General features: G+C 69.3%; 21 protein-coding genes. 18 read left to right on the top strand and 3 right to left on the bottom strand.

Annotation, left to right across the window (positions count from 1 at the left end; translation table 11 throughout):
* Positions 1 to 2: 2 nt before the first annotated feature.
* Positions 3 to 2,489, top strand: a complete 2,487-nt coding sequence (pheT, locus tag ABZ789_RS20975) for a phenylalanine--tRNA ligase subunit beta (protein WP_358427995.1) — start codon at positions 3 to 5, stop codon at positions 2,487 to 2,489.
* Here pheT and ABZ789_RS20980 read toward each other — a convergent pair.
* Complete coding sequence (locus ABZ789_RS20980; protein ID WP_358427998.1) at positions 2,478 to 3,533, bottom strand: Lrp/AsnC family transcriptional regulator; 1,056 nt, start codon at positions 3,531 to 3,533, stop codon at positions 2,478 to 2,480. The genes pheT and ABZ789_RS20980 overlap by 12 nt on opposite strands.
* A gap of 77 nt (positions 3,534 to 3,610) precedes the next feature.
* Here ABZ789_RS20980 and ABZ789_RS20985 point away from each other — a divergent pair, with 77 nt between their 5' ends.
* From ABZ789_RS20985 to ABZ789_RS20995, 3 genes are read left to right on the top strand one after another with little or no spacing between them, the layout of a single operon-like run.
* Positions 3,611 to 4,933: an NAD(P)/FAD-dependent oxidoreductase gene (locus ABZ789_RS20985; RefSeq protein WP_358428001.1), complete on the top strand. Its 1,323-nt coding sequence runs from the start codon at positions 3,611 to 3,613 to the stop codon at positions 4,931 to 4,933.
* On the top strand, positions 4,930 to 5,841 hold the full coding sequence (locus tag ABZ789_RS20990; protein WP_358428004.1) for a bile acid:sodium symporter family protein: 912 nt from the start codon (positions 4,930 to 4,932) through the stop codon (positions 5,839 to 5,841). The genes ABZ789_RS20985 and ABZ789_RS20990 overlap by 4 nt, the downstream gene beginning before the upstream one ends.
* Positions 5,838 to 6,833: an SDR family oxidoreductase gene (locus ABZ789_RS20995; protein WP_358428007.1), complete on the top strand. Its 996-nt coding sequence runs from the start codon at positions 5,838 to 5,840 to the stop codon at positions 6,831 to 6,833. Before ABZ789_RS20990 ends, ABZ789_RS20995 begins: the two co-directional genes overlap by 4 nt.
* Here the strand turns inward: ABZ789_RS20995 and ABZ789_RS21000 are convergent.
* Positions 6,799 to 7,491: a response regulator transcription factor gene (locus ABZ789_RS21000; protein WP_358428010.1), complete on the bottom strand. Its 693-nt coding sequence runs from the start codon at positions 7,489 to 7,491 to the stop codon at positions 6,799 to 6,801. The genes ABZ789_RS20995 and ABZ789_RS21000 overlap by 35 nt on opposite strands.
* Complete coding sequence (locus ABZ789_RS21005) at positions 7,488 to 8,747, bottom strand: sensor histidine kinase (RefSeq protein ID WP_358428013.1); 1,260 nt, start codon at positions 8,745 to 8,747, stop codon at positions 7,488 to 7,490. The genes ABZ789_RS21000 and ABZ789_RS21005 overlap by 4 nt, the downstream gene beginning before the upstream one ends.
* A 218-nt stretch (positions 8,748 to 8,965) precedes the next feature.
* Here ABZ789_RS21005 and ABZ789_RS21010 point away from each other — a divergent pair, with 218 nt between their 5' ends.
* The 14 genes from ABZ789_RS21010 (at position 8,966) to tyrS (ending at position 23,775) form a co-directional block, all read left to right on the top strand.
* Positions 8,966 to 9,340 carry a DUF6223 family protein gene (locus tag ABZ789_RS21010; protein WP_358428015.1) on the top strand — a complete coding sequence of 125 codons (375 nt, stop codon included), beginning with the start codon at positions 8,966 to 8,968 and terminating at the stop codon, positions 9,338 to 9,340.
* A gap of 59 nt (positions 9,341 to 9,399) precedes the next feature.
* On the top strand, positions 9,400 to 9,831 hold the full coding sequence (locus ABZ789_RS21015) for a hypothetical protein (protein ID WP_358428018.1): 432 nt from the start codon (positions 9,400 to 9,402) through the stop codon (positions 9,829 to 9,831).
* A gap of 58 nt (positions 9,832 to 9,889) precedes the next feature.
* Complete coding sequence (argC, locus tag ABZ789_RS21020) at positions 9,890 to 10,963, top strand: N-acetyl-gamma-glutamyl-phosphate reductase (RefSeq protein ID WP_358428021.1); 1,074 nt, start codon at positions 9,890 to 9,892, stop codon at positions 10,961 to 10,963.
* Positions 10,960 to 12,210 (top strand): bifunctional glutamate N-acetyltransferase/amino-acid acetyltransferase ArgJ, encoded by a 1,251-nt coding sequence (argJ, locus tag ABZ789_RS21025; protein ID WP_358428023.1) that lies wholly within the window; start codon positions 10,960 to 10,962, stop codon positions 12,208 to 12,210. Before argC ends, argJ begins: the two co-directional genes overlap by 4 nt.
* Positions 12,207 to 13,145: an acetylglutamate kinase gene (gene argB / locus ABZ789_RS21030; RefSeq protein ID WP_358428026.1), complete on the top strand. Its 939-nt coding sequence runs from the start codon at positions 12,207 to 12,209 to the stop codon at positions 13,143 to 13,145. Before argJ ends, argB begins: the two co-directional genes overlap by 4 nt.
* Positions 13,142 to 14,329, top strand: coding sequence for an acetylornithine transaminase (locus ABZ789_RS21035; RefSeq protein ID WP_358428029.1), 1,188 nt, complete (start codon positions 13,142 to 13,144; stop codon positions 14,327 to 14,329). Before argB ends, ABZ789_RS21035 begins: the two co-directional genes overlap by 4 nt.
* 6 nt (positions 14,330 to 14,335) lie before the next feature.
* Complete coding sequence (argF, locus tag ABZ789_RS21040; protein WP_358428032.1) at positions 14,336 to 15,265, top strand: ornithine carbamoyltransferase; 930 nt, start codon at positions 14,336 to 14,338, stop codon at positions 15,263 to 15,265.
* Positions 15,266 to 15,267: 2 nt separating this feature from the next.
* Positions 15,268 to 15,777 (top strand): arginine repressor, encoded by a 510-nt coding sequence (locus ABZ789_RS21045; protein ID WP_358428035.1) that lies wholly within the window; start codon positions 15,268 to 15,270, stop codon positions 15,775 to 15,777.
* A 47-nt stretch (positions 15,778 to 15,824) separates the two neighbouring features.
* Positions 15,825 to 17,024 (top strand): argininosuccinate synthase, encoded by a 1,200-nt coding sequence (locus ABZ789_RS21050; RefSeq protein ID WP_358428038.1) that lies wholly within the window; start codon positions 15,825 to 15,827, stop codon positions 17,022 to 17,024.
* A 2-nt stretch (positions 17,025 to 17,026) separates the two neighbouring features.
* Positions 17,027 to 18,448, top strand: coding sequence for an argininosuccinate lyase (gene argH, locus ABZ789_RS21055; protein WP_358428041.1), 1,422 nt, complete (start codon positions 17,027 to 17,029; stop codon positions 18,446 to 18,448).
* A 120-nt stretch (positions 18,449 to 18,568) separates the two neighbouring features.
* Positions 18,569 to 21,568: an alpha/beta fold hydrolase gene (locus ABZ789_RS21060; RefSeq protein WP_358428044.1), complete on the top strand. Its 3,000-nt coding sequence runs from the start codon at positions 18,569 to 18,571 to the stop codon at positions 21,566 to 21,568.
* A gap of 57 nt (positions 21,569 to 21,625) precedes the next feature.
* Complete coding sequence (locus ABZ789_RS21065) at positions 21,626 to 21,847, top strand: Trm112 family protein (protein ID WP_358428047.1); 222 nt, start codon at positions 21,626 to 21,628, stop codon at positions 21,845 to 21,847.
* On the top strand, positions 21,832 to 22,482 hold the full coding sequence (locus ABZ789_RS21070; RefSeq protein WP_358428050.1) for a DNA-3-methyladenine glycosylase: 651 nt from the start codon (positions 21,832 to 21,834) through the stop codon (positions 22,480 to 22,482). The genes ABZ789_RS21065 and ABZ789_RS21070 overlap by 16 nt, the downstream gene beginning before the upstream one ends.
* Positions 22,483 to 22,497: 15 nt before the next feature.
* Positions 22,498 to 23,775 carry a tyrosine--tRNA ligase gene (gene tyrS / locus ABZ789_RS21075; RefSeq protein WP_358428053.1) on the top strand — a complete coding sequence of 426 codons (1,278 nt, stop codon included), beginning with the start codon at positions 22,498 to 22,500 and terminating at the stop codon, positions 23,773 to 23,775.
* Positions 23,776 to 24,070 lie beyond the last annotated feature (295 nt).

Here is a 24,070-nt window from a genome sequence, read left to right on the forward strand (position 1 = left end):
AAGTGCGAGTAGCGCAGTCCTGGCTGACCGAGATCCTGCAGCGCGCCACCCCGGAGTGGAACGTCACCGCCGAGGAACTCGACGCGGGATTCGTCCGGGTCGGACTCGAGGTCGAGGACGTCGAGACCCTCGTCCGCATCGACAACCTCGTGGTCGGGCGGGTCGTCGAGATCACCGAACTCACCGAGTTCAAGAAGCCCATCCGCTTCTGCAAGGTCGATGTCGGCGAAGCCGAGCCCCGCGGCATCGTGTGCGGTGCCCGCAACTTCGCCGAGGGTGACCTGATCGTCGCCGCCCTGCCCGGCGCGGTGCTGCCCGGCGACTTCGCCATCGCCTCCCGTAAGACCTACGGGCACATCTCCGACGGCATGATCTGCTCGCTGGCGGAGCTGGGCATCGGCAAGGACCACTCCGGCATCCTCGTGCTCGAGCCCGGCAGCGCCGCCCCCGGCACCGACGCCAACGACCTGCTCGGCCTCGGGGACACCGTCATCGAACTCAACATCACCCCGGACCGCGGCTACTGCTTCTCCGTCCGCGGGCTCACCCGCGAACTCGCGTGCGGTTTCGATCTCGAGTTCGCCGACCCGGCGAACCTGACGCCGCTGCCGGCCGACGGCGGCGAGGCCTACCCGATCCGGCTCGAACCGGAGACGAACGCCACCCGGTTCGCCGCACGCCGCGTCACCGGCATCGACCCGAAGGCCGTCACCCCATGGTGGATGCAGCGCCGCCTGCTCACCGCGGGCGTGCGCCCGATCTCGCCGGCCGTCGACGTGACCAACTACGTGATGCTCGAACTCGGGCAGCCGCTGCACGCCTTCGACGCCGCGACCCTGCAGGGTGAGCTGGTCGTGCGACGTGCCCGGGCAGGGGAGAAACTCACCACCCTCGACGGGGTCGAACGCGATCTCGATCCCGAGGACGTCGTCATCACCGACGACTCGGGTGTGATCTCGCTCGCCGGCATCATGGGCGGGGCCACCACCGAGGTGAGCGACACCACCACCGACGTGCTGCTCGAGGCCGCGACCTGGGATCCGCTCGCGGTCTTCCGCGGTAACCGCCGCCACAAGCTCAGCAGCGAAGCAGGTAAGCGCTTCGAGCGCACCGTCGATCCCGCCGTTGCCCGCGCCGCCCTCGATCGCGCCGCGAGCCTGCTCGTCGAGATCGCCGGCGGTCGTGTGGAGCCGACACTCACCGACATCGTCGTGCCCACCGAGACCCCGACGATCCGTATGGACATCGACCTGCCCGACCGTATCGCCGGGGTGGCCTACCCGAACGGCACCGCCGCGCGGCGCCTGAACCAGATCGGCTGCACCGTCGAGGTCGGTGTCGGCGAGGACGGGCACGGCCAGCTCGTCGTGACCCCGCCGACGTGGCGCCCCGACCTGCGTCAGCCCGCCGATCTCGTCGAAGAGGTGCTGCGTCTCGAAGGGCTCGAGCAGATCCCGTCCGTGCTGCCCACCGCCCCGGCCGGTCGCGGGTTGACGTCCGCGCAGCGGCGTCGCCGCTCCGTCTCGCGTGCGCTGGCCCACGACGGCTACGCCGAGGTGCTCGCCCCGGTGTTCCTGCCGGCCGGAGTGTTCGACATCTGGGGGCTCGACGCCGACGACCCGCGGCGCGTGACCACCAAGGTGCTCAACCCGCTCGAAGCCGACCGCCCCGAGCTGGCGACCACGCTGCTGCCCGGCCTGCTCGAAATCCTCGGACGCAACGTCTCCCGCGGCCAGCGCGACCTGTCGCTCTACGCGATCGCGCAGGTCGTGCAGCCCACCGCCGAGACCACGGCGGTCGAGGCCCTGCCGGTCGATCGACGGCCCACCGACGACGAGATCGCACAGCTGATCGGATCGCTTCCCTCGCAGCCCGTCCACGTCGGCGGGGTGCTCTCCGGATTGCGCGAACCGGCAGGGCCGTGGGGTCCGGGCCGGGCAGCCGACGCCTTCGATGCCTTCGCCGCCGCGGAGACGGTGGCCCGGGCGGCCGGGGTGCACCTCGAGCGCCGCGCCGCGCAGTATCTGCCCTGGCATCCCGGTCGCTGCGCCGAACTGCTCGTCGACGGGGTCGTCGTCGGTCATGCCGGGGAACTGCATCCCGCCGTGATCGAGCGGGCCGGCCTGCCTGCACGCACCTGCGCCTTCGAGCTCGACCTCGACGCGCTGCCGATCGTGGAATCGCTTCCGGCTCCGAGGGTTTCGCCGTTCCCGGCGGTCCTGCAGGATGTCGCGGTGGTGGTCGACGCGAGCGTGCCGGCATCGGACGTCGAAAGCGCCCTGCGCTCGGGCGGCGGCGAACTGCTCGAGGACATCCGCCTGTTCGACGTCTTCGAAGGCGTCCAGGTGGGGGAGAACCGCAAGTCGCTTGCTTTCGCGCTGCGCTTCCGCGCTCCGGATCGCACCCTCACCGAGGACGAGGCCAGCGCAGGCCGCGAGGCCGCCGTCGCCGCCGCGGAAGCCGCGGTCGGGGCCCGGCTACGCGCCTGAACCCACCTCGGCGCTCCCGCCCGGCAGCCAGATGTCGGGCGGGACGGTGGTGACCTTGCGGCCCGCACGGTCGAGGACGTGCCCGGCGAGTTTGTGGATGCGCAGCACGAGAGCCCGATCGCGGACGGTCAGGTCCGCGCAGCGCGCGAGTAGTCGTGCCTCGAACTCGGGGGCCTCGGCGGGTGAGTGCAGCCAGGCCTGAACCACGAGATTCGCGGCGCCGACGACGGCGAAGCAGTTGCGCACCTCCGGCTCTCGGCTCACGACTCGGCCGGTGGCGGTGAGTTGCTCGACGGGCACCGCACACCACAACGTGACGAGAACAGCAAAACCTGCTGCTGGATGGGCGAATTCGCAGCGTAATCCGATCACGTCGGCAGCCAGCAGTGCTTCGACCCGACGTTTGACCGTGGCCGCCCCGGCACCGGCGATCTCCGCGAGGGTGCGCATCGGGGTGCGGCCGTCGACCGCGAGTGCCGACAGGATCGCGCGGTCGGTCGCAGTGACTGCAGTGCGGGTGCGGCGCTCGACCGCCCGGCGGGCACTCGCCGTCGCGGTCAACTCGCCCCGCTCGCCGGGGCCGAGTGCGTCCAGGCGCCATGCCCCGCCCTCGGTGAACCACTCCGACACCACGTGCGTGCGGATCGAAACGACGCCGGGCAGATGGGCCAGCTCGTCGACGACCAGTCGGGTCATCCCGTCGTAGGTCGCGGTGGCGGCGGTGACGAGCAGATCGGCACCCGCGGACGGCACCTCGACGGTCACCGCATGAGGACGTTCGCTCAGCGTCGCGGTCACCGCATCCCTCGCGCCGGACATCACGGTGATCTCGAGCAGCGCGGTGGTCACCTGGTCGAGGATGCGCGGGCCCGGGGTGATCGTGGTCCACGCGAGACGGTCGCGTTCGAGGCGGCGCCAGTGGCGAGCCACCGTCGCCGCATCCAGACCGAGCGGGCCGGACAGGGCGTCCCAGGTCGAGCGCGGGGACCACTGCAGCGCATTGATTATCTTCAGGTCGATTTCATCGATCAATCGCACATTCACGCACTGAGGATCGTCCATTTCGGCATTATCCTGCAGATCCACCTCCGAATTCGTACAGTCTGCCAACCTACGAGTCCATGGACACGGAAGCGAAGTACGCGCTGATCGGGGCGGGACCGTCCGGACTTGCCGGGGCCCGCGCGCTCTCCCGCCACGGCATCGACTTCGTCGGCTTCGAGTCCCACAGCACCGTCGGGGGGCTGTGGGACATCACCAATCCGGTCAGCACGGTGTACGCGTCGGCACACCTGATCTCTTCGAAGACCACGACGGAGTTCGCCGAATTCCCCATGCCACCACGGACCCCGGACTATCCGGGGCACGCGGCGCTCGCCCGGTACTTCCAGGACTACGCCGACACCTTCGGGCTGCGCGAGCACTACCGCTTCGGCACCACCGTCACCCGCACCGAACCGGACGGCGACCTGTGGCGCGTGAGCACCACCGACCGCGCCGGCACCGAAACCACCGAACGCTACCGCGGCATCGTGGTCGCCAACGGCACCCTTGCGCGGCCGAACCACCCGCAGATCCCCGGGGGATTCGACGGCGAGATCCTGCACACCAGCGCCTACAAGCACGCCGCGATCTTCCGCGACAAGCGGGTGCTGATCGTGGGCGCCGGAAACAGCGGTTGCGACATCGCCGTCGACGCGGTGCATCACGCCCGCTCGGTCGACCTGAGCGTGCGCCGCGGCTACCACTTCGTCCCCAAATACCTCTTCGGCCGGCCCGCGGACACCCTCACCCGCGGCAGGCCGCTGCCCGCACCGATCAAACAGCGACTCGACGCGTTGCTGCTGCGCCAGTTCACCGGCGACCCCACCCGGTTCGGTCTGCCCGCCCCGGATCACCGTCTCTACGAATCGCATCCGGTGGTGAACTCGCTGATCCTGCACCATCTCGGCCACGGGGACGTGCAGGTGCGTCCCGACATCGACCGCTACGACGGCAGCACCGTCCGGTTCCGGGACGGCTCCGCCGCCGAATACGACATGGTCGTCCACGCCACCGGTTACGTCCTGGACTATCCCTTCCTGGACCGCGCACTGCTCGACTGGAGGGCCCACAGCCCCGACCTGCTGCTGAACATCGCCAGCCGGCGCTTCGACAATCTGTTCGTGCTCGGCATGGTCGAATCCTCCGGCCTGGGTTGGCAGGGACGCTACGAGCAGGCCGAACTCGTCGCCGCCGCGATCCGTCTCGCCGACACCGACCCGGCGGCAGCCGGACGGTGGCGCGCCGCGCTGGCCGCCTCCCCGCCGGATCTCACGGGCGGCTACCGCTATCTGAAACTCGGCCGGATGGCCTATTACGTCAACAAGCACGCCTATCGCACCGCGCTGCGCGAGCAGACCCGAGCACTCCGCGACGCCTTCGCCGGCACGGAGGCACCGTGAACGTCGACGACGTCCGGCTGTCCTTCGATTCCGGCTCGCTCGTCGTCCTCAACGTCGTGCTGGCCGCGATCATGCTCGGCATCGCCCTCGACACCTCCGTCGACGACTTCCGTCGCGCCGTGCGGGCCCCGAAGGCCATGGCGGTGGGCATCGCCGCACAGTTCCTCGCGTTGCCCGCCGTGACCTGGCTGCTGACCCTGCTGCTCGATCCGGCACCGTCGATCGCCCTCGGCATGATCCTCGTGGCGTGCTGTCCACCGGGGAACATCTCCAACGTCCTGACCCACCGGGCAGGCGGTGACGTCGCCCTGTCGGTCTCGATGACGGCCGTGTCGAACGTACTCGCGATCATCCTCATGCCGATCAACTTCGCGTTCTGGGGCAGCCGCAGCGACGACACACACGCCCTGTTGCGGTCCGTCGAACTCGACGGCCTCGACATGATCATCCAGATCGCCCTGATCATCGGGCTCCCGTTCGTCCTCGGTATCTGGGCCGCGCAGAAGGCCCCCGGCTTCGCGTCCCGCGCCCACCCGTGGGTGAAGAACGGATCCCTGCTCGCGCTGGTCGCCTTCATCGTCGCCGGGCTCGCCGGCAACTTCGCCGATTTCGTCGACTACATCGGGCTCGTGCTGCTCGCGGTGTTCTTGCACGATGCGGTCGCGCTCGGACTCGGCTATGCGTGCGGGTGGGCGAGCGGCCTGCCCGAATACAGCCGTCGCGCGGTGTCCTTCGAGGTCGGGATCCGCAACGCCGGCCTCGGCCTCGGCCTCGTGATGACCTTCTTCGACGGCCTCGGCGGCATGGCGATCGTCGCCGGCTGGTGGGGCATCTGGGACATCGTCGCCGGACTGATCCTCGCCACCCTGTGGTCCCGCCGCCCCGCAACCCGAAAGGTAGCCGCATGACCCTTCCGACCGCTCTCGTCACCGGCGGCAACGGTTTCCTCGGCAGCGCCGTCGTCACCGCCCTGCGCTCCCGCGGTGTCCGGGTGATCAGTACCGACCTCTACGAGCCGGCCCGTCCCGCGAGCACGGTGACCTACGAGATCGCCGACGTCCGCCGCCGCGACCGGATCGCCGAGGTGATCGCCACCCATCGTCCGGACGTCGTCGTGCACCTGGCTTCGATCGTCAACCCCGGACGCGACACCACCGAGGAGGAGGAATACGCCGTCGACGTCGAGGGCGCACGCAACGTCGTCGACGCCGCGCTGGCGCACGGCGTGCGCCGCCTGGTGGTGGCCTCCTCGGGGGCCGCCTACGGCTATCACGCCGACAATCCCCTCCCGCTCACCGAGGACCACCCGCTCCGCGGCAACGACGAGTTCTCCTACAGCCGGAACAAACGTCTCGTCGAGGAGATGCTCGCCGACACCCGCGCTGCCCACCCCGAACTCGAACAGGTGATCCTGCGGATCGGCACGATCCTCGGCGAGACTGTCCGCAACCAGATCACCGCGCTGCTCGACCGCAAGCGGCTGCTCGTCGTGGCCGGCAGTGACAGTCCGTTCGTGTTCGTCTGGCACACCGACGTCGCCGAGGCCTTCGCCGAAGCGGTGGCCGGTCCTGTCACCGGCATCTTCAACATCGCGGGCGACGGCGTCGTCACCGTGCCCGAGATCGCGGCGATGACGGGCAGGAAGACGCTGACCGTGCCCGCCCCGGTCCTGAAGATCGCGTTGCGGGTGGGCCGCGCCCTCGGGCTGACCGAGCACGGCCCGGAACGGGTCGGCTTCCTGCAGTACCGCCCGGTTCTCGACAACCGCCGGATGTGCGAGGAACTCGGAGCGCAGCCCCGCTACACGAGCCGGCAGGCCCTCGAAGCGTATCTGCGCGCCCGCGCCGAACAGGACGTCCCGGCCGCTACGGCCGGACCAGCCCGGTCCGATAGGCGATGACCACCAACTGGGCGCGATCGCGGGCACCGAGCTTGCCCATGGCACGACTGACATGGGTGCGGGCGGTGGCGGGGCTCAGGCACAGCTCGGCGCCGATCTCCGCGTTGCTCAATCCCTGCCCGACCAGGGCCAGCACCTCGCGCTCCCGGCCGGTCAGCACCGAAAGACGATCCTCGGCGAGCCGGTCCGCTGTGCGCTGCGCGGTGAACCGGGCGATGAGCCGACGGGTGATCCGCGGCGCGAGCAGTGATTCACCGGCTGCGAGGACGCGGATCCCGTGCAGGAGTTCGGCCGGGCCGGCGTCCTTGAGCAGGAATCCACCGGCACCCGCCTCCAGGCCCTCGGCAACGTACTCGTCGGTGTCGTAGGTGGTCAGGATCAGGATGCGAACGCCGTGAAGCCCACTCGTCGCGGCGATCGAGCGAGTGGCCTCGATACCGTCCATCTTCGGCATCCGGATGTCCATGAGCACGACATCCGGTCGCAGTGCACGAGCCAGCTCCACTGCCTCCGCTCCGGTGGTCGCTTCCCCGACCACCTCGATGTCGTCCTCGACGTCGAGCAACATCCGGAAACCGGAGCGCACGAGATGCTCGTCGTCGACGATGAGCACTTTGATCGGCCGATGCTCGAGGGCTGCGCCGGCCCCGGTGTTCACAGCGCCGCCGTTCGTCCGGGCATCACCGGAATTCGAGCGTCGACGGCGAAACCGCCGCCGGCAACAGGACCGGCACGGAGGTCGCCGCCGAGCAGTCGGCACCGTTCACGCATCCCGGCGATGCCGCGCCCACCGTCGTCCGAGACGACCGCACCGTCCGGCGCCGCGCGCCCGCCCGCGCCGAGAATCTCCGAAGCCACCCGCCCGTCATCCACGCGCCCGCCGTCGTCCGTCACGCGGACGTCGACGGTGTCGACACCGTAGGTCACCGCGATCGCAACCCGTGACCGGCCCACATGGCGGATCACGTTGGTGATCGACTCCTGCAGGATCCGATAGACGGCTCTGCCGACAGCATCGGGAATGTGCGGTGGGGGCACGGTCGTCTCGAGATCGACTTCGAGGCCGGCCTCACGCGCCTGTTCGGTGAGTTCGTCCAGTTGCCCGAGTCCCGCGGGCGGGGTGCGTGCGCCACCGTCGTCGTGGAGGACTCCGAGGATCGTTCGCATCTCCTGCAGCGCACGGGAACTGGTCTGTTCGATCACCTCGAGGGTGTGTCTCGTCCGTTCCGGCCGTTTGTCGAGGACATGCGCCGCGACCCCGGATTGGACATTGATGATGGCGACCGCGTGCGCGACCGTGTCGTGCACTTCGCGCGCGATCCGGAGGCGTTCTTCGTCGACGAGCGCGCGGGCTCGTTCCTCGCGACTGCGCTCGGCCTGCTCGGCGCGTTCGAGCGCTTCGGCCGCAATGATCTTTCTCGACCTGACACTCTCGCCGAGCGCAGCGCTCATGACCGAGGCCCCGATCCGGAAGAACACCCAGCCCACGGCGGCCGGCGGCTCGATGTGGGCGGCAGCGATCAGCCAGATCACGGTCAGGACGGTGATCCCGGCCGAGACCGTCAGCAGCGAACGGTGGCCGTCTCCGCGGGAGGTCACCGTGTAGATGGCCACGAACAGACCCAGCCAGCCGGGCCCGTCGGGAAAACCGAGGGCGTAGTACACAGCGCTGGCGACCGCGGTGACGACGAAGACCGGCACGGGCCACACGCGGCGCAACGCCACGACCGCGCCGCTGACGATCAGCAGGAGGTAGCCGAGATTCCCCAGATCGGAGAGCGGGCGCAGCACCGACTCGGGCTGTCCGTCATTGCGGACGACGGTGCCCTGGACCTGCATCACGGTGACGAAAACCGCCACCATCGAGTCCTGTGCCCACGCGGGCGGACGGACCTGCGTGACGCGAGCGCGCATGACGTGATCATAGATTTCCGGGCTCGGTGACGACTCCGTTCTCCGCTGTCACCGCCTACGGCGAGGAGCGCACATTCCCGGGCAGGCGCTACGCCGGATGACGTATGCGCTGCCGCTCGGCGGGTGAGGACGGCCCCCGGGCCCAGACGCGACCATCGAGGGTGTCCCTCCATGACGGAGGCCTCGGCCGGCCGTCGTAACGCTCGAAAGGATCCGCCATGTCGTCGCTCGCATTCACTGTGCCGGGGCCCGCCGACACGACCGCTGCCGCGTACGAACTCGGCGTGGGACGGGCCGTGCCCACCACGGCAGCCGTGCTGGGGTTCGTCGCCGTCGTCGCCGGGGGTCTCGCCCTGACCCGTTCCCGTCGAGGTGCGCGGTCGTGGGTCGGCATCGCTCTGACACTCGGGCAGGTGAGCGTGATCGTCGGCGCACTGCACGGGGCCAACTCCGCCGGCGGCCCCGGCACCGGTAACGGGATGGTCGGGGCGGTCCTCGCGGTGGCCCTCGGCGTCGCCGGCACGGCCCTCGCGGTGTCTGCGGTCGTGCGCTCTCACCGCGCCGTGCGGTTCGGCGACAGGCCGACGCCCTGAACCGGTGCGGACTTCCGCGCCGATACCCGAGGACGCAGCGGGCGACGTAGCCTGAGGATATGAGTGAGGATGAGCTCGACCGCGTGCCCTCGTCCACGAGCCCGGACCGGCCGGATGCACCGGAGCAACCTGTACCCGACGTGACTCCGGCGGGCCCGGAGACGCCGACGGTGCCGGACGTGCCTCCGGGTCCGGACGTCCCCGATGTGCCCCCGATCGAGCCGGAGCCGGTGCCGGACCCGGGGGAGAACCCGGCCGGCGGGGTGCGCGCTCCCACGATCGAGGAGATCACCGGATACACCGCGGACGGGGTGCCGACCTTCGATTCGGTGCGTGAGAAGATCGACCAGCGCTCGGCCACGGCGCTCGGCGCCGAGGAACTCGCTCGTGTGACCGGCCCCGGCCGGACCCTCGACGAGCAGTACGAGGATCGCAAGGCGGCCGCGGCGGATCGGCTCGCGGAGATCCGGCGGTCGCTGCGTTCGGAGTGAACGGCCGGAGGGGCCACCCGCGATGAAACGATTTGCATGAGAGTGCATAATCATTCGTATGGGTATTTCACCGGCATTCACCGCCACCCCCGAGTCGCCGCTGCGGGTCGCCGTAGCCGGCGCCAGCGGCTACGCGGGCGGCGAGATCCTGCGCCTGCTCCTCGGCCATCCCGCCTGTCAGGACGGATCCCTGGTCATCGGCGCGCTCACCGCCGGCGGCAACGCCGGCGCCTCGCTGCGTGAGTTCCACCCCCACCTGCTGCCGCTGGCCGACCGTGTCCTCGGAGCCACCGACCTCGACACCCTGCTCGGGCACGACGTCGTCTTCCTCGGCCTCCCGCACGGCCACTCCGCCGCCCTCGCCGAACAGCTGCCCGACACCACGGTCGTGATCGACTGCGGCGCCGACTTCCGGCTCGAGAACGCCGCCGACTGGCAGCGCTGGTACGGCAGCGACCACGCCGGCACGTGGCCCTACGGTATGCCGGAACTGCCCGGCAAACGCGACGCCCTCGTCGGCGCGACCCGCATCGCGGTCCCCGGCTGCTACCCGACGTCCGCCTCGCTCGCCCTCGCCCCGGCCGTCGCCGCCGGCATCGTCGAACCGGTCGTGCAGATCGTGGCCGTCTCCGGTACCTCCGGGGCTGGCAAGTCCCCGAAGGTCGACCTTCTCGGTTCCGAGGTCATGGGCTCGGTCCGCGCCTACGGGGTCGGCGGGGCCCATCGGCACACCCCCGAAATCCGGCAGAACCTGTCCGCGCTCGCCGGTACCGACGTGCGGGTGTCCTTCACGCCCGTCCTCGCCCCCATGCCGCGCGGCATCCTCGCCACCTGCACCGCACCCACCACCGCGACCCTCGCGGAGGCCCGCGCCGTCTACGAGAAGGCATACGCCGACGAACCCTTCGTCCAGCTGCTGCCGGAGGGCGCGCTGCCCGCCACCGGCGCGGTGGTCGGTTCCAACGCCGTGCAGATCGCCGTCACCGTCGATGCCGATGCCGGCCTGCTCGTCGTCATCGCCGCGCTCGACAACCTCACCAAGGGCACCGCCGGTGCCGCCGTGCAATCGATGAACCTGGCACTCGGCCTGCCCGAGACCGCCGGCCTGTCCACCGTGGGAGTGGCCCCGTGACCGAGAACAAGTACGCCGACGACGTCTACACCGGCGCCCCCGAGATCGCCGGCGGGCGGCTGATCCGCAGCCAGGGCGTGACCGCTCCCGCCGGATTCCGGGCAGCCGGCATTCCCGCGGGCATCAAGGCCTCCGGCAAGCAGGACCTCGCCCTCGTGGTCAACGAGGGACCCGAACTGACCGCCGCCGGTGTCTTCACCACCAACAAGGTCAAAGCCGCCCCCGTCCTGTGGTCGCAGCAGGTCCTCACCGCCGGCGCGCTGCGTGCGGTGATCCTCAACTCCGGTGGCGCCAACGCGTGCACCGGGCCCGGCGGCTTCCAGGACACCCACGCCACCGCCGAGGCCGTCGCCGCCGCGCTCAGCAACTGGGGCACCGAGACCGGCGCCGGTGAAGTCGCGGTGTGCTCGACCGGGCTGATCGGCGACCGCCTGCCGATGGACAAGGTTCTGTCCGGCGTGCGAGAGATCGTCCACGAACTCGCCGGCGGTATCTCCGGTGGCACCGACGCCGCCCACGCCATCATGACCACCGACACCGTCCCCAAGCAGGCGGCCCTGCATCACGCCGGCAAGTGGAACGTCGGCGGCATGGCCAAGGGTGCCGGCATGCTCGCCCCCGCCCTGGCGACCATGCTGTGCGTGGTCACCACCGACGCCGTCGCCACCGCCGAACAGCTCGACACCGCGCTGCGCCACGCCACCCGGCTCACCTTCGACCGCCTCGACGTCGACGGCGCGACCTCCACCAACGACACCGTGCTGCTCCTCGCCTCCGGCGCCAGCGGGATCGCCCCGAGCCAGGACGAACTGAACGCCGCCGTCCTCGCCGTCTGCGACGACCTCGCCGACCAGATGATGGCCGACGCCGAAGGTGTCACCAAGCGCGTCACCGTCACCGTCCGCGGTGCCGCGAGCGAAGCCGACGCGCTGATCGGTGCCCGCACCGTCGCCCGCGACAGCCTCGTCAAGACCGCTCTGTTCGGCTCCGACCCGAACTGGGGTCGTGTCCTCGCCGCCATCGGCATCGCCCCGATCGAACTCGACCCCGACAAGATCTCGGTGTCGTTCAACGGCAACCCCGTGTGCGTCGACGGCGTCGGTGCGCCCGGCGCCCGCGAGGTCGACCTCTCGGCCGCCGACATCGCCCTCGACATCGACCTCGGCATCGGCGACGCACAGGTGTCCATCCGCACCACCGATCTCTCGCACGCCTACGTCGAAGAGAACTCGGCGTACTCGTCGTGACCGGAACCAGCACAGGAGACGACGTGACCGACGCGCTGATCGCGGACCTCAGCTCGCACCAGAAGGCGTTCGTGCTCGCCGAGGCGCTGCCGTGGCTGCAGAAGTTCCGCGACAAGATCGTCGTCGTCAAGTACGGCGGCAACGCCATGATCGACGACGCCCTCAAGGCCGCCTTCGCCGCCGACATGGCCTTCCTGCGCACCGTCGGCATCCACCCCGTGGTCGTCCACGGCGGTGGCCCGCAGATCAACGCCATGCTGAAGCGACTCGGCATGCAAGGCGAGTTCCGCGGCGGTTTCCGCGTCACCACCCCCGAAGTGATGGACGTCGTGCGGATGGTGCTCTTCGGTCAGGTCGGCCGCGAACTCGTCGGGCTGATCAACAGCCACGGTCCCTACGCCGTCGGTACCTCCGGAGAGGACGCCGGACTGTTCACCGCCAGCCGCCGCACGGTCGTCGTCGACGGTGAGGAGACCGACATCGGGCTCGTCGGTGACGTGACGTCCGTCGATCCCACCGCCGTACTCGACCTCATCGCCGCCGGCCGCATCCCCGTGGTCTCCACGATTGCACCCGACGTGGACGGCGTGGTGCACAACATCAACGCCGACACCGCGGCGGCGGCTCTCGCCGAAGCGCTCGGCGCCGAGAAACTCGTCGTGCTCACCGACGTCGAAGGGCTCTACACGAACTGGCCCGACCGCAGCTCGCTCACCTCGCGGATCGACGCCGACTCCCTCGCCGCGCTGCTGCCCTCGCTGGACTCCGGCATGGTCCCCAAGATGGAGGCGTGCCTGCGCGCCGTGCACGGCGGAGTGCCCACCGCGCACGTGATCGACGGCCGCCAACCGCACTCCGTGCTCCTCGAACTGTTCACCGAAGAAGGCATCGGCACCATGGTGGTGCCGGCCTCCGACCAGGAAGGTCCCGCATGACCGGCACGTCCGACCTCCAGCAGCGCTGGGCGGGTTCCCTGATGAACAACTACGGCGTGCCCAAGATCGCACTCGTCGCAGGCGACGGCGCCGTCCTCACCGACGCCGACGGCAAGCAGTATCTCGACCTGCTCGGCGGCATCGCCGTCAACAGTCTCGGCCACCGTCACCCGGCCATCATCGAGGCCGTGACCGCACAGCTGAACCAGCTCGGGCACGTTTCGAATCTGTACGCCTCCCCGCCGGTGCTCGAACTCGCCGAGAAACTCCTCGACCGATTCGGGCACGAGGGCCGAGCCTTCTTCTGCAACTCCGGCACCGAGGCGAACGAAGCGGCATTCAAGATCGCACGCCTGACCGGGCGACCGAAGATCGTGGCGTGCGAGAAGGCATTCCACGGCCGCACCATGGGCGCGCTCGCACTGACCGGCCAGCCCGACAAGCGCGCACCCTTCGAGCCCATGCCCGCCGGCGTCGAATTCGTGCCCTACGGTGACCTCGACGCCCTCGACGCCGCCGTCGACGAGAACACCGCCGCCGTCTTCCTCGAGCCGATCATGGGCGAGTCCGGCGTCGTGGTCCCGCCCGAGGGCTACCTCGCGGGCGCGCGTCGCATCACCACCGAGCGCGGCGCCCTGCTCGTGCTCGACGAGGTGCAGACCGGCATCGCCCGCACCGGCACCTTCTTCGCCCACCAGGCGGCGGGAATCGTCCCCGACGTGATGACCCTCGCCAAGGGACTCGGCGGTGGCCTGCCCATCGGAGCAGTCCTTGCCACCGGCCCCGCAGCCGAACTGTTCCAGCCCGGCAAGCACGGCACCACCTTCGGTGGCAATCCGGTGTGCGCGGCGGCTGCCCTCGCGGTGTTGCGCACCATCGACGAACAGGGTCTGCTCGATCACGTGAACGCCGTCGGCAAGACCCTCGCCGCCGGCATCGAAGAACTCGGACATCCGCTCGTCTCGCACGTGCGCGGCTCCGGACTGCTCCTCGGCGTCGTCCTCACCGCCACGAAGGCGCCGGCCGTCGAAACCGCCGCCCGCGAAGCCGGATTCCTCGTCAACGCCGCCGCGCCGGACGTCATCCGCCTCGCACCCCCGCTGATCCTCACCGACCAGCAGGCCGAGAGCTTCGTGACCGCGTTGCCGACGATCCTCGACACCGCCGACCGGGAAGGAAACTGACGACCCGTGCTCCGCCACTTCCTGCGCGACGACGACCTCACCCCGGCCGAACAGACCGAGGTGCTCGAACTCGCCGCCGAACTCAAGAAGGCGCCGCTGTCCCGCCGGCCCCTCGAAGGCCCCCTGAGCGTCGCCGTACTGTTCGACAAGACCTCCACCCGCACCCGCTTCTCCTTCGATGCCGGCATCGCCCAACTCGGTGGACACGCCATCGTCGTCGACACCGGGGCCACCCAGATCGGCAAGGGCGAGACGCTCGAGGACACCGCGCGGATGTTCTCCCGGTTCACCGAAGCGGTCGTCTGGCGCACCTACGGCCAGGACCGCATCGAGACGCTCGCCGCGCACTCGACCGTGCCCGTCGTCAACGCGCTCACCGACACCTTCCACCCCTGCCAGGTCCTCGCCGACCTGCAGACCGTCCGCGAACACAAGGGCGACACCGCGGGGCTGCGCATGACCTACTTCGGGGACGGCGCCAACAACATGGCGCACTCGCTCCTGCTCGGCGGCGTGACCGCCGGCATGCACGTGACCGTCGCGTCGCCCGCGGGCTTCACCCCCGACCCACAGGTGGTTGCCGCAGCCCGAGCGCGGGCCGAGCAGACCGGCGGCAGCGTCACCCTCACCGACGACCCGCGCGCCGGCGCCACCGGAGCCGACGTGCTCGTCACCGACACCTGGGTCTCGATGGGACAGGAGGACGACGGCAAGGACCGCGAGGCGCCCTTCCGGCCGTTCCAGCTCGACGACGAGCTCGTCTCCCTGTCCGATCCCGATTCGATCGTGCTGCACTGCCTGCCCGCCTACCGCGGCAAGGAGATCACGGCGGATGTCATCGACGGACCGCGCTCGGTGGTCTGGGACGAAGCCGAGAACCGACTGCACGCCCAGAAGGCCCTGCTCGTGTGGCTGCTCGAGCACGGCCGGAGCTGACCGTGAGCACCGCGGCGAACCACACGGACAGCACGGCGAGCGCACCGACGCGCGCCGCGCGGCAGGCCCGTATCGTCGCGCTGCTCGCCACCCACCCGGTACGCAGCCACACCGAACTGGCCACCCTGCTCGCCGCCGACGGCATCGAGGTCTCCACCGCCACCCTGTCACGCGATCTCGAGGAACTCGGTGCCGTCAAGCTCCGCGGGGCCGACGGGGGAGCCGGGGTGTACGTCGTCCCGGAGGACGGCAGCCCGGTCCGCGGAGTGACCGGAGGCACCGACCGGCTGTCCCGACTGCTCGGCGAACTGCTGGTCTCGACGGACTCGAGCGGCAACATCGCGGTGCTGCGCACCCCGCCCGGGGCGGCGCACTATCTGGCCAGCGCACTCGATCGGGCATCATTACCCGAGGTGGTCGGAACGATCGCCGGCGACGACACCATCGCGGTCATCGCCCGCGAACCGACGACGGGAGCCGAACTGGCCGCGAAAATCGAATCACTCGCCTGACCTACCACTAATAGACGCACGTCGAAATACAAAGGAGCACAAAGATAATGGCTGAACGCGTCGTACTCGCCTATTCGGGCGGGCTGGACACCTCCGTCGCCATCAGCTGGATCGGCAAGGAGACCGGCAAGGAGGTCGTCGCCGTGGCCATCGACCTCGGCCAAGGTGGCGAGGACATGGAGGTCGTGCGCCGGCGCGCCCTCGACTGCGGAGCCGTCGAATCGATCGTCGTCGATGCCAAGGACGAGTTCGCCAACGAGTACTGCCTGCCCACCGTCCAGGCCAACGCGCTCTACATGGATCGCTACCCGCTCGTCTCGGCCATCAGCCGGCCGCTGATCGTCAAGCACATCGTCCAGGCCGCCCGCGAGCACGGCGGCACCGTCGTCTCCCACGGCTGCACCGGCAAGGGCAACGACCAGGTGCGCTTCGAGGTCGGCTTCGGCGCCCTCGCACCCGACCTCCAGGTCATTGCCCCGGTTCGCGACTACGCCTGGACCCGCGAGAAGGCCATCGCCTTCGCCGAGGAGCACGGCCTGCCGATCAACGTCACCAAGCGCTCGCCGTTCTCCATCGACCAGAACGTCTGGGGCCGCGCCGTCGAGACCGGCTTCCTCGAGGACCTGTGGAACGCCCCCACCAAGGACGTCTACGACTACACCGAGGACCCCACGGCACACTGGCAGGCACCGGACGAGTTGATCGTCAGCTTCGAGGCCGGCCGCCCCGTCGCCATCGACGGCAAGCACGTCACCGTCCTCGAGGCCATCCAGGAACTCAACAAGCGCGCCGGAGCCCAGGGCGTGGGCCGCCTCGACATGGTCGAGGACCGCCTCGTCGGCATCAAGAGCCGCGAGATCTACGAGGCCCCCGGCGCCATCGCCCTCATCACCGCGCACCAGGAACTCGAGCACGTCACCCTCGAGCGCGAACTCGGCCGCTACAAGCGGCGCGTCGAGGAGCGCTGGAGCGAACTGGTCTACGACGGCCTGTGGTTCTCGCCGCTGAAGAACGCCCTCGACGCCTTCATCAAGAACACGCAGGAGCGCGTCACCGGCGATATCCGCATGGTGCTCCACGGTGGCCACATCACCGTCAACGGACGTCGCAGCCCGGAGTCGCTCTACGACTTCAACCTCGCCACCTACGACGAGGGCGACAGCTTCGACCAGTCCAACGCCAAGGGCTTCGTGCAGATCCACGGCCTGTCCTCGAAGGTCGCCGCAAAGCGCGATCTGGGCCTGTAGCCATGACTGCTCACGGCACCAACGAAGGTGCCCTGTGGGGCGGCCGGTTCGCGTCCGGACCGGCCGCCGCCATGGCGGCGCTGAGCAAGTCCACACACTTCGACTGGGCACTCGCCCCGTACGACGTGCGCGCGTCGCAGGCCCACGCCAAGGTCCTGCACCGCGCCGGACTCCTCACCGACGACGACCTCGCCACGATGCTCGACGGCCTCGAGCGCCTCGCCGCCGACGTGGCCTCGGGTGCGTTCGGTCCCGCCGAGTCGGACGAGGACGTCCACGGAGCCCTCGAACGCGGCCTCATCGAGCGGGTCGGGCCCGAGGTCGGCGGTCGACTCCGCGCGGGCCGCTCCCGCAACGACCAGGTCGCGACGCTGTTCCGCATGTGGCTGCGCGACAGCGCGCGGCGGATCGCCGACGGTGTCCTGGACGTCGTCGACGCGATCGCCGGGCAGGCCGAAGCCCACCCCGAGGCCGTGATGCCGGGCAAGACGCATCTGCAGGCGGCGCAACCCGTGCTGCTCGCGCACCACCTGCTCGCCCACGCGCATCCGCTGCTGCGCGATGTCGATCGGCTGCGCGACTTCGACAAGAGGGCAGCGGTGTCCCCGTACGGATCGGGAGCACTCGCCGGTTCGTCGCTCGGTCTCGACCCCGACGCGATCGCGGCGGATCTCGGCTTCGATTCCGCCGCCGACAACTCGATCGACGCGACCAGCTCCCGCGACTTCGCGGCCGAAGCGGCGTTCGTGTTCGCGCAGATCGCCGTCGACCTCTCCCGCATGGCGGAGGAGGTCATCCTGTGGAGCACCCCCGAGTTCGGTTACGTCACCCTCGCGGACGAATGGTCGACCGGTTCGTCGATCATGCCGCAGAAGAAGAACCCCGACGTCTCCGAACTCACCCGCGGTAAGGCCGGTCGCCTCATCGGTAACCTCACCGGTCTGCTGGCGACGCTCAAGGCACAACCGCTGGCCTACAACCGCGACCTGCAGGAGGACAAGGAGCCGGTCTTCGATTCCGTGGCGCAGCTCGAACTGCTGCTTCCGGCCATCGCGGGCCTCGTCTCCACGTTGACCTTCCACACCGAGCGCATGGCCGAACTCGCTCCCGCCGGCTTCACCCTCGCCACCGACATCGCCGAATGGATGGTTCGTCAGGGCGTGCCGTTCCGGGTCGCTCACGAAGCAGCCGGTGCCTGCGTGCGTGTCGCGGAAGGTCGCGGCGTCGGTCTCGAGGACCTCACGGACGACGACCTGGCCGGTGTCGATCCCGCACTGACCCCGCAGGTCCGGGAAGTGCTCACCGTCGAAGGATCGATCGCCTCGCGCGATGCGCGCGGCGGCACCGCCGGCGTACGGGTCGCCGAACAGCTCGGACGCGTTCGCGAAGCGGCGACGCAGTTGCGCGGCTGGGTTCGCGGCTGACACGCCACCCGTCCCGGGTACACCTCGAGTTGCCCGGGACGGTCCCCAGGGTGTGGCAGGCTGGCACATACTCTCGGCATGCGGCGGGTACCGGTGTAGAACCGCAGGTGCCGGGGGCCGATGCGGACACGTCGTCGAAAAGGGGAGTGGGCCGTGGGACTTGACAGCGATGTAGTGACCGAGTCGGTGCGACGCCTGGTCGCCACGGCCCAGAACGGTCTCGAAGTCCTGCGTTTCGGTGGCCTCGAACCAGGCGCGTCGTCCTCCCCGTACCAGGTCGTCGAGCGCACACCCATGTACCGGCTCCGCCGGTACTTTCCCGAGTCGGACACGGCCTCGACCGGTTTTCCGGTCATCCTCGTACCGCCGATGATGGTCTCCGCCGAGGTGTACGACGTCACCCGGGACGCCGGCGCTGTCGGCACCCTCCACGAAGCGGGTCTCGACCCCTGGGTCGTGGATTTCGGCTCGCCGGATCAGGAGGAGGGTGGCTGGAAACGCACCCTCACCGATCACCTCCTCGCGCTCGACGAGATCGTCGACTGCGTGCGCGCCTATACCGGCCGCGACGTCCATCTCGGCGGGTACTCGCAGGGTGGAATGTTCTGCTATCAGGCGGCGGCCTATCGGCGAAGCCGTGGCATCGCGAGTCTGATCACCTTCGGCAGCCCGGTCGACACACTCGCCGCTCTGCCCTTCGGGATTCCCGAGATCGTCGCGACCCGCTCCGCGGATTTTCTCGCCGACCACGTCTTCAACCGGCTCGCGATCACCGGATGGATGGCGCGTACCGGCTTCCAGTTGCTCGACCCCGTCAAGACGCTTCGCTCACGCGTCGATTTCCTCCTCCAGCTTCACGACCGGGAAGCACTGCTGCCCCGGGAGCCGCAACGTCGGTTCCTCGACACGGAAGGATGGGTGGCCTGGTCCGGACCGGCCGTCGCCGAAGTGCTGCGCCAGTTCATCGCCCACAACCGCATGATGAGTGGCGGGTTCGTCATCAACGACAGGGCGGTGAGCCTCGCCGAGATCACCTGTCCGGTCCTCGCTTTCGTCGGCGAGGTCGACGACATCGGGCAACCGCTCGCCGTGCGCGGCATCCGAAAGGCGGCCCCCCGCGCCGAGGTCTACGAATACACATTGCGCGCAGGGCATTTCGGGCTGGTCGTGGGAAGCCTGGCAGGTCAGCAGACGTGGCCGTCGGTCGCCGAATGGGTGCAGTGGCGCGAGGGCACCGGGGATCGCCCCGTCGGCATCGCGCCGATGGTGATGCCCGATCCGGAGAAGGAGGGCACCGGTGTCTCGGTAGCCTCGCGGCTCACCCACACCGTCGCGACCCTCGCGGATGTGGGAACCGACTTCGGTAGGGGAGTCGCCGGAGTCGCCGTAGGCGCTGTCCGCGGCGCACGCGACCTCACCGGTGAGGCGGCCCGCGCTCTGCCGCGGCTCGCGCGGCTCGGTCAGATCCAATCGCGCACCCGTATCTCCGTCGGCGGGCTGCTCGCCGAGATCGGCCGCAAGTCGCCGAAGCGTGAGTGCTTCATCTTCGAGGACCGCGTCTACACCTTCGACGCCGTCAACCGGCGTATCGACAACATCGTGCTCGGGCTCGTCGACAACGGTATCCGTCCCGCAATGCATGTGGGGGTCCTCATGGACGTCCGCCCCAGCGCGATGGCGGCGGTCGCGGCGATCTCCCGCCTCGGAGGAGTCTCGGTACTGATCCCGCCAGGGCCGGACGTGCCGGAAGCCGTCCGGCTCGGCGGTGTCGAGAAGATCATCGCCGACCCCGAGAACCTCGATGCGGCGGTCGAGACCGGACTGCCCGTGCTCGTGCTCGGCGGTGGAGACGTCCGCGATCTCGACATCGAACCCGGCGCGGATGTCGTCGACCTCGAACGACTCGACATCGCGTCGGTGCAGTTGCCGGGTTGGTACGTCCCGGATCCCGGACTCGCCCGCGAACTCGCCTTCGTGCTCTTCTCCGGCAGCGGAGAGACCCTCGCGGTGCGGCGGGTCACCAACTATCGATGGGCGCTGTCTGCCTTCGGTACGGCCACCGCGGCCTCGCTCGGTCGTGGCGACACCATGTACTGCCTTGCGCCACTGCATCATTCGTCCGGTCTGCTCGTAAGTTTCGGTGGCGCCCTGGCGGGCGGCGCGCGCATCGCTCTCTCACGTGGACTCGACCCCTCGCTCTTCAGCGAAGAAGTCCATCGCTACGGCGTCACCGTCGTCACCTACACCTGGTCGATGATGCGCGAGGTGCTCGACAGCCCCTCACTGCACATCGACACCATTCATCCCATCCGATTGTTCATCGGCTCCGGCATGCCTCCGGGGCTGTGGCGACGCACACTCGAACGATTCGCGCCCGCCCGCGTCCTCGAGTTCTACGCCTCGACCGAGGGGAACGTCGTACTCGCGAATGTCTCCGGATCCAAAATAGGCTCGAAGGGCCGGCCGCTGCCCGGCAGTGCCGAGGTGCGGCTCGCGACCTACGACGCAGAAACGGGCCGACTCGTGGAGGACGCGCGCGGGTTCGTGCGAGAGGCACAGGTCGGTGAGGTCGGACTGCTGCTGGGCAAGCCGGGCCCGGCCAACTCGGCGATCGTGGGCGTGATGCGCGGAGTGTTCGAACCCGGCGACGTGTGGGTGCCCACCGACTACCTGTTCCGGCGCGACGCCGACGGCGATTACTGGCTGATCGACAGCCGCCGAACCGTGATCCAGACCGTCCACGGACCGGTGTTCACCCAGTGCGTGGCGGATGTGCTCGAATCGATCCCCCGTGTGGACCTTGCCGTCGCCTACGGCCTCACTGTCGGCCCCCGCCACATCGCGGTCGCCGCGTGTACGTTGCGCGAGAACCGGGCGCCGACAGCCGCCGAGATCACCGCGGCATTCGACGCGATACCGCCCGAGGAACGCCCGGATCTCGTACACGTCGTTCCCCGCATCCCATTGGGGCCCTCGTATCGCCCATCCGCCGATCGGCTCCGCGAACAGGGACTGCCCGACCCGACGGTCCGCACCTGGTACCTGAATCCGGACACCGGAACCTACAAGCGATTCACCAAGGCCGTCGCCGCCGCATGGAAGGCGGGCACGGCAGGATAGCCGGCGGGCGCGCGGTAGCCTGGGGTCCGGTTCGGTTCCGCCTTCGAAAGGACATCCGTGGCTGTCGATCCCACGTTGCTGAGCATTCTGGCCTGTCCCGAGGACAAGGGGCCGTTGCTTCTCGTCGACGACGCGGTCCTGTACAACCCGCGCCTGCGGCGGGCGTATCCGATCGAGAACGGCATCCCGGTACTCCTCGTCGACGAGGCCCGCGAGGTCACCGACGCCGAGCACGACGACTTCACCTCGCGCGGTGTCGCCGGATGGACCGCGGACTGAAACGCGGCTGCCGATCTGTCCGAGCCGATCTCGAGGCACTCACTCCCATCGAGGCAGCCGAGGCGCTGCTCGGAGCGACCGTGCGGGTGGGGGAGACCGCCGTCCGACTCACCGAGGTCGAGGCCTACGGCGGCCCCGAGGACGGGCCGTGGCCGGATCCGGCCGCGCATTCGTATCGAGGACCCACCCCGCGCAATTCCGTGATGTTCGGTCCTGCGGGCCACCTGTACGTCTACCGCAGTTACGGCCTGCACTTCTGTGCCAACGTCTCCCTCGGTCCCGACGGTGTCGCCGCTGCCGTGCTGCTGCGGGGTGGAGAGATCGTCGACGGAGAACAGGTGGCGAGGTCGCGGCGCACACCCGGCACGGCATTCGCCAACCTCGCCCGGGGGCCGGGGAATCTTGCCGCAGCGCTCGGCCTGAGCCTGGCCGACAACGGCATCGACGTAGGTGCGGACGACGCCAGGGTGCGTGTGGAACTTCCTGCCGAGCCGTTGGTGGACGAGCTCGCGCGCGGCCCGCGGGTGGGGATCAGTGTGGCCGCCGACACGCCGTGGCGAGTGTGGATCCCCGGCGCGGTCGGAGTGTCGGCCTACCGTCGCAGCCCACGCGCGGCCGGCCCCCGCAGAGGGTGATGGGATGATCGAACGGTGACTGAGCACATTCTCGACGAACTGACCTGGCGCGGTCTCATCGCGCAATCGACCGATCTCGACGCACTTCGACGCGATCTCGACAAGGGTCCGATCACCCTCTACGCCGGCTTCGACCCGACGGGCCCGAGCCTGCACGCCGGTCACCTCGTTCCGCTCCTCGCCCTCAAACGCTTCCAGCGGGCCGGCCACCGGCCCATCGTTCTGGCGGGTGGCGCGACCGGCATGATCGGTGACCCGCGGGACGTGGGGGAGCGCACGATGAACTCCGCCGACACCGTCGCCGAATGGGCCGGCCGGATCCGTGGACAGCTCGAGCGGTTCGTCGATTTCGACGACTCTCCGACGGGAGCCGTCGTCGTGAACAACTTGGACTGGACGGGTGGGCTGTCCACCATCGACTTCCTGCGGGACGTGGGCAAGCATTTCTCGGTGAACGTCATGCTCGCCCGCGACACCGTGAAGCGGCGCCTGGAAGGCGACGGCATCTCGTACACCGAGTTCAGCTACATGCTTCTGCAGGCCAACGACTACGTGCAGCTCCGCCGCGATTACGGATGTGCTCTGCAGGTCGGCGGTTCGGACCAGTGGGGCAACATCATCGCCGGTGTCGAACTCAACCGGCGGACCGACGGCGCGAGCGTGCACGCGCTCACCGTTCCGCTCGTGACCTCCTCCGACGGGAAGAAGTTCGGTAAGTCCACCGGCGGTGGCAGTCTGTGGCTCGATCCGGAGATGACCAGCCCCTACGCCTGGTACCAGTACTTCGTCAACGCGGCCGACGCAGACGTGATGAAGTACCTGCGCTGGTTCACCTTCCTCGACCGTGACGAACTCGCCGAACTCGAAACCGCGACCGTCGAGCGCCCGCACGCCCGTGAGGCGCAGAAGCGACTCGCCGCCGAGATGACGACTCTCGTGCACGGCGCCCACAACACTGCCTCCGTGGAGCTGGCGAGTCGTGCACTGTTCGGTCGTGGAGAACTCGGCGAACTCGACGAAGCCACTCTCGCGGCCGCACTGACCGAGGCCTCGGTGACGGAGCTCCGCGCCGGCGAACCCGACACGATCGTGGACCTGCTGGTCGCATCGGGACTGTGCGAGAGCAAGGGCGCCGCCCGTCGGACCGTCAAGGAGGGCGGAGCGTCGGTCAACAACGTCCGGATCTCCTCGGAGGAGTGGACTCCTCGGGACGGAGAGCTCCTGCACGGCAGTTGGCTCGTCCTGCGACGGGGCAAGCGGAACTTCGCCGGTGTCCGAGTAGTGAGCGACTGACCGCATGCAGGCCTCTGACCAGCCGATTTGACGCCTCATTAGCGTCGGCGTAACTTAGTCGTCGTTCGAGCGACACCGAACAGCCCGCCGGACCGAGAGGTTCGGTGACAGGCGTGTCCGATGTCGCATCGAATGGCTCTCACAGAAGACAGGGACGCGACTAGTTGCGCTCCTAACCTCGGATGTGATAGCTTGGAACGGTTGCCCCGGAGCGGGTCGGACAGTGGTCCGGAACGTGATGGTGTGTGCGTGTTCTTTGAGAACTCAACAGTGTGCCGATGAATGTCAGTGCCAA

It is taken from the genome of Rhodococcus sp. NPDC047139 (assembly GCF_040643435.1).
GTDB lineage: Bacteria > Actinomycetota > Actinomycetes > Mycobacteriales > Mycobacteriaceae > Rhodococcus.

Bases quoted from the DNA above. Each gene is read 5' to 3' on its own strand.
- ABZ789_RS21060 (WP_358428044.1), top strand. From the start codon at position 18,569: ATGCGGACACGTCGTCGAAAAGGGGAGTGGGCCGTGGGACTTGACAGC.
- ABZ789_RS21015 (WP_358428018.1), top strand. From the start codon at position 9,400: ATGAGTGAGGATGAGCTCGACCGCGTGCCCTCGTCCACGAGCCCGGAC.
- ABZ789_RS21070 (WP_358428050.1), top strand. From the start codon at position 21,832: ATGGACCGCGGACTGAAACGCGGCTGCCGATCTGTCCGAGCCGATCTC.
- ABZ789_RS21050 (WP_358428038.1), top strand. From the start codon at position 15,825: ATGGCTGAACGCGTCGTACTCGCCTATTCGGGCGGGCTGGACACCTCC.
- ABZ789_RS20995 (WP_358428007.1), top strand. From the start codon at position 5,838: ATGACCCTTCCGACCGCTCTCGTCACCGGCGGCAACGGTTTCCTCGGC.
- ABZ789_RS21035 (WP_358428029.1), top strand. From the start codon at position 13,142: ATGACCGGCACGTCCGACCTCCAGCAGCGCTGGGCGGGTTCCCTGATG.
- argH (WP_358428041.1), top strand. From the start codon at position 17,027: ATGACTGCTCACGGCACCAACGAAGGTGCCCTGTGGGGCGGCCGGTTC.
- ABZ789_RS20985 (WP_358428001.1), top strand. From the start codon at position 3,611: ATGGACACGGAAGCGAAGTACGCGCTGATCGGGGCGGGACCGTCCGGA.
- argC (WP_358428021.1), top strand. From the start codon at position 9,890: ATGGGTATTTCACCGGCATTCACCGCCACCCCCGAGTCGCCGCTGCGG.
- ABZ789_RS21005 (WP_358428013.1), bottom strand. From the start codon at position 8,747: ATGCGCGCTCGCGTCACGCAGGTCCGTCCGCCCGCGTGGGCACAGGAC.
- ABZ789_RS21010 (WP_358428015.1), top strand. From the start codon at position 8,966: ATGTCGTCGCTCGCATTCACTGTGCCGGGGCCCGCCGACACGACCGCT.